Here is a 7,163-nt window from a genome sequence, read left to right on the forward strand (position 1 = left end):
CCTTCCCGCCCGGCGGCCTGCCCGGGCAGGACGGCGACCCCGAGGGCACCGCGATCCTCACCGAAGCCTACGCAGTGATCCCTGCGCACGTGATGCGCGACATCGTCACCAGCTTCCTGCCGGGCTGGACCGGGACCCGTGCCTGGATCCTCGCGCGGCCGATGACCGGCTTTGCCGAAACCTTCGCGCAATATGCGGTCGAGCTGGCGCCCGGCGGTGGCAGCGACGACCCCGAGCCCGATCACGCGGCGCAGGCGGTGATCTTCGTCGCCCACGGCGAGGCCCGGCTGACCCTCGGCGGCGACAGCCATGAGCTGCGCGCGGGCAGCTACGCCTACATCTCCGCAAGCGCGGTCTGGACGATCTGGAACACCGGAGACGCGCCCTGCGGCTTCCACTGGATCCGCAAGCGCTGGACCCCGGCGCCGGGCATCACCCCGCCCGACGCTTTCGTGACCCACGAAAGCGACGTGCCGCGCATGGCGATGCCCGATTGCGACGGCGTCTGGTCGACCCAGCGCTTTGCCGACCCGCTCGACCTGCGCCACGACATGCACGTCAACATCGTCAGCATCGAGAGCGGCGGCCGAATCCCCTTTGCCGAGACCCACGTCATGGAGCACGGGCTCTACGTGCTCTCGGGCCACGGGCGCTATCTTCTGAACAAGGACTGGGTCGAGGTCGGCCCCGGCGATTTCATGTGGCTGCGCGCCTTCTGCCCGCAGGCCTGCATCGCCACCGGGGACGAGACCTTCCGCTACCTGCTCTACAAGGACGTGAACCGGCACATGGCGCTGCGTCCGTCGGGCACGGCACAGCCCATGCCCGCGCCCCGCAAAGTCAGCGCACCGGCGGCCTGACCCCGCCGATCGCCGCTGTAAGCTCCCGGGCCGCGCGCATCACCGCGCGGCTCGCTTCGTGCGTGCTCTCCTCGCCCATCCGGATGGTCGGGCCCGACACCGAGATGCCTGCCACCGCCTCGCCCGAGGCATCGAAGACCGCCGCCGCGATGCAGCGCATCCCGAGGTTTCTCTCTTCCGCATCAATGGAATAGCCACGCTCCCGGATTGCCGCGAGATCGTTGAGCAGCGCCTCTGGCGAGGCCAGCGTGTGCGGGGTGAACCGTTCCATCGGCCGCACCCGCAGCTTCTCGAGCCGCTCGCCCGGCATCTCGGCCAGCAGCGCCTTGCCAATGCCCGAGGCATGCAGCGGCGACAGCGTGCCCGGCGGAAAGAACGCGCGGATGCTTTCGTGGGTCTCGACCTGGCTGACGAACAGCACCGAGGCCTCGCGCACGATGCCGAGGTTGGCGGTTTCCCCGGTCTCTTCCATCAGCCCGCGCAGGACCGGCCGCGCCCGCTCGACAAGACTGGTGCGGCGCAGGAAGCGCGCGCCGATGACAAAGGCCTGCGGGCCGATGTGCCAGAGCTGTTCGGTCGGATCGAACTCGACCAGCCGCCGTCCCTCGAGGGTGACGAGGATGCGGTAGACCGTGGCCGGGGACTGATCAAGATCGCCCGCCAGTTCCGACAGCGTGAGGCCGGGGCGGCTGCTCAGATACTCCAGAACCTCCATCGCCCTGTCGAGCGACTTGATGGTGTTCTGCGCGCTGTTGTCTTCCCAGCCGCGCGGCCGTCCACGGGCACGGCGAGGGCTGGTTTCGGCATCTTTCGGAGAATCCATGAAATCCCTTTCATTTTTCTTGAAAGCCACATTCACGATATGAAAAAATTAACTCTCTGACAATGCGGTACTTTCTTCCTTCTTTCATTTTTGAAAAATGATTTCAAAAAAATTTCACTGCGCGCGCCGCCCGGTTACGGTGTTCTCCAGAGACCAGAGGAGGTGGCCATGAGCTTCCAGAACCCCGTTTTCATCCCGGGCCCGACCAATATCCCCGAGAGCCTTCGCAAGGCCTGCGACATGCCGACGATCGACCATCGCTCGCCGCTGTTCGGGCAGATCCTTCACCCGGCGCGCGAGGGCGTGCGCAAGGTGCTGAAGAGCGACGCCGCCGAGGTCTTCATCTTCCCTTCGACCGGCACCGGCGGCTGGGAAACGGCGCTCAGCAACACGCTCTCGGCCGGCGACACCGTTCTGGCAGCGCGCAACGGCATGTTCAGCCACCGCTGGATCGACATGTGCCAGCGCCACGGGCTGAGCGTCGAAATCGTCGAGACCCCCTGGGGCGAGGGCCTGCCCGCGCACCGCTACGCCGAGATCCTTGCCGCCGACAAACAGCACCGCATCAAGGCCGTTCTCGCCACCCACAACGAGACCGCCACCGGCGTGCGCTCGGACATCGCCGCAGTGCGCCGCGCGCTCGATGACGCGGGCCACCCGGCGCTGCTGTTTGTCGACGGCGTGAGCTCCATCGCCTCGATGGATTTCCGCTTTGACGAGTGGGGCGTCGACTGCGCCGTCGCCGGCTCGCAGAAGGGCTTCATGCTGCCGCCCGGCCTCGCCATCGTGGGTTTCAGCGACAAGGCCATGGCGGCGACCCAAACCGCCAGGCTGCCGCGCACCTTCTTCGACGTGCAGGACATGGCGAAGGGCTACGCCAACAACGCCTACCCCTACACCCCCGCCGTCGGCCTGCTGAACGGGCTGAACGAGGCCTGCCGCATGCTGCTCGACGAGGGGCTGGAGAACGTCTTCGCCCGTCACCACCGCATCGCGGAAGGTGTGCGCTGCGCGGTCCGCGCCTGGGGGCTGGAGCTTTGCGCCGCATCGCCCGAGGTCTACTCGGACACGGTCAGCGCGATCCGCACACCCGATGGGTTCAACGCGACGGATATCGTCAGCCACGCAGCGCAGACCTATGGCGTCGCCTTCGGCACCGGGCTTGGCGAGGTCGCCGGCAAGGTGTTCCGTATCGGCCATCTCGGCAGCCTGACCGACGTGATGACCCTCTCGGGGCTGGCGACGGCCGAGATGTGCATGAAGGACCTCGGGCTCGACATCACGCTCGGCTCGGGCGTCGCGGCGGCGCAGGAATTCTACCGCGCGACCCCCGCGCTCGCCCGGAAGGCGGCCGCGTGATGAAGGACATTGAGCTGAACATCCCGACCTATGACGATATGCTGGCGGCCCACGTCCGCATCGCGCCGCACATCCACCGCACCCCGGTCCTGACCTCGACCTTCCTGAACGAGCTCTCGGGCGCGCAGCTCTACTTCAAGTGCGAGAACTTCCAGAAGGCCGGTGCTTTCAAGGTGCGCGGTGCCTCCAACGCGGTCTTCGGCCTCTCGGAGGCCGAGGCGACCAGCGGCGTCTGCACCCACAGCTCCGGCAACCACGCACTGTCGCTGAGCTACGCCGCAGGTCGGCGCGGCATCCCCTGCAACGTGGTGATGCCGCACACCGCGCCGCAGGCCAAGAAGGACGCCGTGCGCGGCTATGGCGGGATCATCACCGAGTGCGAGCCCTCGACCTCGTCGCGCGAAGCGGTCTTTGCCGAAGTGCAGGCGGCCACGGGCGGCGATTTCGTCCACCCCTACAACGACCCGCGGGTGATCGCGGGCCAGGGCACCTGCTCGCGCGAGTTCATGGAACAGACCGACGGGCTCGACATGGTCGTGGCGCCGATCGGCGGTGGCGGGATGATCTCGGGCACCTGCCTGACGCTCTCCACGCTCGCCCCCGAAGTGCAGGTCATCGCCGCCGAACCCGAGCAGGCCGATGATGCCTACCGCAGCTTCAAGGCCGGGCACATCATCGCCGATGACGCCCCCGAGACCGTGGCCGACGGGCTGAAGGTGCCGCTCAAGGATCTGACCTGGCACTTCGTCTCGAACCACGTGAGCGACATCCTCACCGCCTCCGAGGACGAGATCGTCGAGGCGATGAAGCTGATCTGGAAGCGTATGAAGATCGTGATGGAGCCCTCGAGCGCCGTGCCGCTGGCCACCATCCTAAAGAACCGTGACCGTTTCGCCGGCAAGCGTGTCGGTCTCATCATCACCGGCGGCAATGTCGATCTCGACCGCCTGCCCTGGACCAAAGGAGCCTGAGCCATGAATGCACCCGTGACTTTCGACCAACTCGAGGTCGGCTATGACGTGCCGGCGCTGCCCGGGATGGATGCCGCAGAGATCCAGACCCCCTGCCTGGTGCTCGACCTCGACGCGCTCGAGCGCAACATCCGCAAGATGGGCGATTACGCCCGCGCCCATGGCATGCGCCACCGCGTGCACGGCAAGATGCACAAGTCCGTGGACGTGGCGAAGCTGCAGATGCGGCTTGGCGGCGCCATCGGCGTGTGCTGCCAGAAGGTCTCGGAGGCCGAGGTCTTCGTGCGCGGCGGCATCAAGGACGTGCTCGTGTCCAACCAGGTCCGCGATCCGCAGAAGATCGACCGGCTGGCGCGGCTGCCGAAGCTCGGCGCGAAGATCATTGTCTGCGTCGACGACCTCGCAAATGTCGCCGAGCTGTCGCAGGCGGCGCAGCGCCACGGCACCACGCTCGAATGCTTCGTCGAGATCGACTGCGGCGCCGGACGCTGCGGCGTGACCACGGGCGAGGCGGTGGTCGAGATCGCGCAGGCGATCGACGCCGCCGAGGGGCTCCGGTTCACCGGCATCCAGGCCTATCAGGGCGCGATGCAGCATCTCGACAGCTACGAGGCGCGGCGCGACAAACTGAACGCGGCCATCGCGCAGGTGAAGGAGGCCGTCGCGGCGCTGGAGGCGGTCGGGCTGAAGCCCGAGCTGGTCTCGGGCGGCGGCACCGGCAGCTACTATTTCGAGAGCAACTCGGGCGTCTACAACGAGCTGCAATGTGGCTCCTACGCCTTCATGGATGCCGATTACGGCCGGATCCGCGACAAGGATGGCAACCGCATCGACAACGGCGAGTGGGAGAATGCCTTCTTCATCCTCACCCAGGTGATGAGCCACGCCAAGGCGGACAAGGCGATCTGCGACGCCGGTCTCAAGGCACAGTCGGTCGACAGCGGACTGCCGATGATCTTCGGGCGCACCGATGTCGAATACGTCAAGTGCTCGGACGAGCACGGCGTGATCTCGGACTCGCAGGGCGTGCTCAAGGTCGGCGACAAGCTGAAGCTGGTGCCGGGCCATTGCGATCCCACCGCCAATGTCCACGACTGGTACGTCGGGGTGCGCGGCGGCAAGGTCGAGACGCTGTGGCCGGTCTCGGCACGCGGCAAGGCCTACTGAGCCCCCTCCCCCACGTTGACCCTGCCCGGTCCGACCGTCCGGGCAGGGTCCCCCGCGCGCTCCACTGACCACCCGGCGCGCGGGTGTCTTTTCTTTGCAAGGAGAGCCCATGCTCATCGTTCCCGAACGCGAGATCGCCGACCTGATGACCCGCGAGGCCGCCTTTTCCGCAGTAGAACAGGTGTTCGCCGCCATGGCTGCGGGTGACGCCTACAACTTCCCCGTCGTGCGCGAGGCCATCGGCCACGAGGATGCGCTTTACGGTTTCAAGGGCGGCTTCGACCGCGCTGGCCTGACGCTGGGGCTCAAGGCCGGCGGCTACTGGCCGCACAACCTCGAGAAGCGCGGGATGATCAACCACCAGTCCACGGTGTTCCTGTTCGATCCGGACACCGGCAAGGCAAAGGCCATGGTTGGCGGCAACCTTCTGACAGCGCTGCGCACCGCCGCCGCCTCGTCCGTGTCGATCCGGCACCTCGCGCGCGAGGATGCAAAGATCATCGGCATGGTCGGCGCCGGGCATCAGGCGACGTTCCAGCTGCGCGCAGCCCTCGAGCAGCGCGATTTCGACAAGGTGATCGGCTGGAACCTGCACCCCGAGATGCTGCCCAACCTCGAGAAAGTCGCGGCCGAGGCGGGCCTGCCCTTCGAGGCGGTCGAGCTGGAGGGGATGCGCGCTGCGGATGTGATCATCTCGATCACCTCCTCCTTCGACGCGATCCTCATGGAAGAGCATGTTGCACCCGGCACCCACATCGCCTGCATGGGCACCGACACCAAGGGCAAGCAGGAGGTCGCGCCCGCGCTGCTGGCGAAGGCAACGGTGTTCACCGACGAGGTCTCGCAATCGGTTTCCATCGGCGAGGCGCAGCATGCGGTGGCGCAGGGGCTCATCCGCGAGGCGGACATTTCGCAGCTCGGCGCGGTGATCAACGGCGCACACCCCGGGCGCCGTTCGGCCGAGGAGATCACCCTTTTCGACGGCACCGGCGTCGGCCTGCAGGACCTCGCGGTCGCTGCCGCCGTGGTCGATCTGGCGGTCGAGAAGGGCATCGCCATCGAGGTGGATTTCTGACCGCCGAACTGGGACGCCGCAGATCGCGGCGTCCCGTCGCGACCCCGCGGCGCAAGGAGGATGCGCCGCCCCGCCCGAGGGCAGCCTGCCCGGCGAGTGATCATCCGCGCAGCGCCACGCCGCGCTTCAGGCGGAAGGCGGACACGGACCCTATCGACGCCAAGGCCCCGGACACGCTGCCCGGGGCCTTGGCATGTGCGGGCGCTGGCGATCCCGATGCGTCCTGCGGCAGGCAACACCGACACGCGGACGCGGCGCTGCGACCGTGCAGCCTCCCTCCCGAGGCGGCACCATGGGTCGCGCAGGACACGAGCCAAAGGATGTCGTGCCCCCGGCCGTTTCGTCGCGTGGCCATTTCTCCGCGCTAGGCCGGCCCTCGGCGCGCAGGCCATCCGGCGCCCGGGGCCGACCCGGACCCGAACACAGGGCGCGACGTCACGAGAACCCGTACCGGCGGGTCATGCGTCATGCGCGGGCGACACAAAAAGACCCCCGGCGCGACGGCCGGGGGTCTGCAGAGGCGCAGCGCGGGCGATCACTCGCCGGGCAGGCTGCCCCGCTTGTTGCCGGACATGCCGCCCGAGACTTCCTCGGTGCTCTCAGCCGCCAGTTCCTCGGGCAGCACGAGGTTGAGGATGATCGCGATCAGCGCGGCCGGCAGGATGCCGCTGGTGGCCAGGACCTTCATCGTCCCGGGCAGATATTGCAGCGCGTCCGGCTCAAGCTGCAGACCGAGGCCAAGCGACAGTGCGATGGCGAAGATCACCATGTTGCGGCGGTTTCACTGGACGGCCCGCAGCAACGAGGAGGCCCCCGCGCCCCCCCCTCCCAAACACACGAAGACAACCCCCCCCCGCCCCCCCATCCGCACCCCCGAGGTCACCCCCCCCCACCTCTGCCACCCCCCC

6 protein-coding genes and 1 pseudogene are annotated in these 7,163 nt (G+C 67.8%); 5 read left to right on the forward strand and 2 right to left on the reverse strand.

The window, feature by feature from the left end; all coding sequences use genetic code 11:
• A partial coding sequence (locus HC022_RS15550; RefSeq protein ID WP_254885110.1) for a bifunctional allantoicase/(S)-ureidoglycine aminohydrolase occupies positions 1-860 on the forward strand: 860 nt, incomplete at its 5' end.
• On the opposite strand, the gene bhcR is transcribed toward HC022_RS15550, so the two are convergent.
• Positions 841-1,683: an HTH-type transcriptional regulator BhcR gene (gene bhcR / locus HC022_RS15555; RefSeq protein WP_167453053.1), complete on the reverse strand. Its 843-nt coding sequence runs from the start codon at positions 1,681-1,683 to the stop codon at positions 841-843. The two genes, HC022_RS15550 and bhcR, sit on opposite strands and share 20 nt — an antisense overlap.
• Positions 1,684-1,851: 168 nt before the next feature.
• Between bhcR and bhcA the strand changes: the two genes are divergently transcribed.
• From bhcA to bhcD, 4 genes are all read left to right on the forward strand, one after another.
• The gene (gene bhcA / locus HC022_RS15560; RefSeq protein WP_167453054.1) at positions 1,852-3,042 is read left to right on the forward strand and encodes an L-aspartate--glyoxylate aminotransferase BhcA; all 1,191 of its coding nucleotides are present in this window, start codon (positions 1,852-1,854) and stop codon (positions 3,040-3,042) included.
• The gene (gene bhcB, locus HC022_RS15565) at positions 3,042-4,013 is read left to right on the forward strand and encodes a beta-hydroxyaspartate dehydratase BhcB (RefSeq protein WP_167453055.1); all 972 of its coding nucleotides are present in this window, start codon (positions 3,042-3,044) and stop codon (positions 4,011-4,013) included. Before bhcA ends, bhcB begins: the two co-directional genes overlap by 1 nt.
• 3 nt (positions 4,014-4,016) lie before the next feature.
• The gene (bhcC, locus tag HC022_RS15570; protein ID WP_167453056.1) at positions 4,017-5,180 is read left to right on the forward strand and encodes a 3-hydroxy-D-aspartate aldolase BhcC; all 1,164 of its coding nucleotides are present in this window, start codon (positions 4,017-4,019) and stop codon (positions 5,178-5,180) included.
• A gap of 109 nt (positions 5,181-5,289) precedes the next feature.
• Positions 5,290-6,255, forward strand: coding sequence for an iminosuccinate reductase BhcD (gene bhcD / locus HC022_RS15575; protein WP_167453057.1), 966 nt, complete (start codon positions 5,290-5,292; stop codon positions 6,253-6,255).
• Positions 6,256-6,790: 535 nt separating this feature from the next.
• Here the strand turns inward: bhcD and HC022_RS15580 are convergent.
• A pseudogene (locus HC022_RS15580) lies at positions 6,791-7,036 on the reverse strand (purine permease); the annotation flags it as partial.
• Between the last annotated feature and the right edge of the window lie 127 nt (positions 7,037-7,163).

The sequence above is a fragment of the Salipiger sp. HF18 genome (assembly GCF_011806505.1).
GTDB lineage: Bacteria > Pseudomonadota > Alphaproteobacteria > Rhodobacterales > Rhodobacteraceae > Salipiger > Salipiger thiooxidans.

What these genes read in the sequence shown, in the direction of transcription:
- bhcR (WP_167453053.1), bottom strand. Translation starts at nt 1,683, where the DNA reads ATGGATTCTCCGAAAGATGCCGAAACCAGCCCTCGCCGTGCCCGTGGA.
- bhcA (WP_167453054.1), top strand. Translation starts at nt 1,852, where the DNA reads ATGAGCTTCCAGAACCCCGTTTTCATCCCGGGCCCGACCAATATCCCC.
- bhcB (WP_167453055.1), top strand. Translation starts at nt 3,042, where the DNA reads ATGAAGGACATTGAGCTGAACATCCCGACCTATGACGATATGCTGGCG.
- bhcC (WP_167453056.1), top strand. Translation starts at nt 4,017, where the DNA reads ATGAATGCACCCGTGACTTTCGACCAACTCGAGGTCGGCTATGACGTG.
- bhcD (WP_167453057.1), top strand. Translation starts at nt 5,290, where the DNA reads ATGCTCATCGTTCCCGAACGCGAGATCGCCGACCTGATGACCCGCGAG.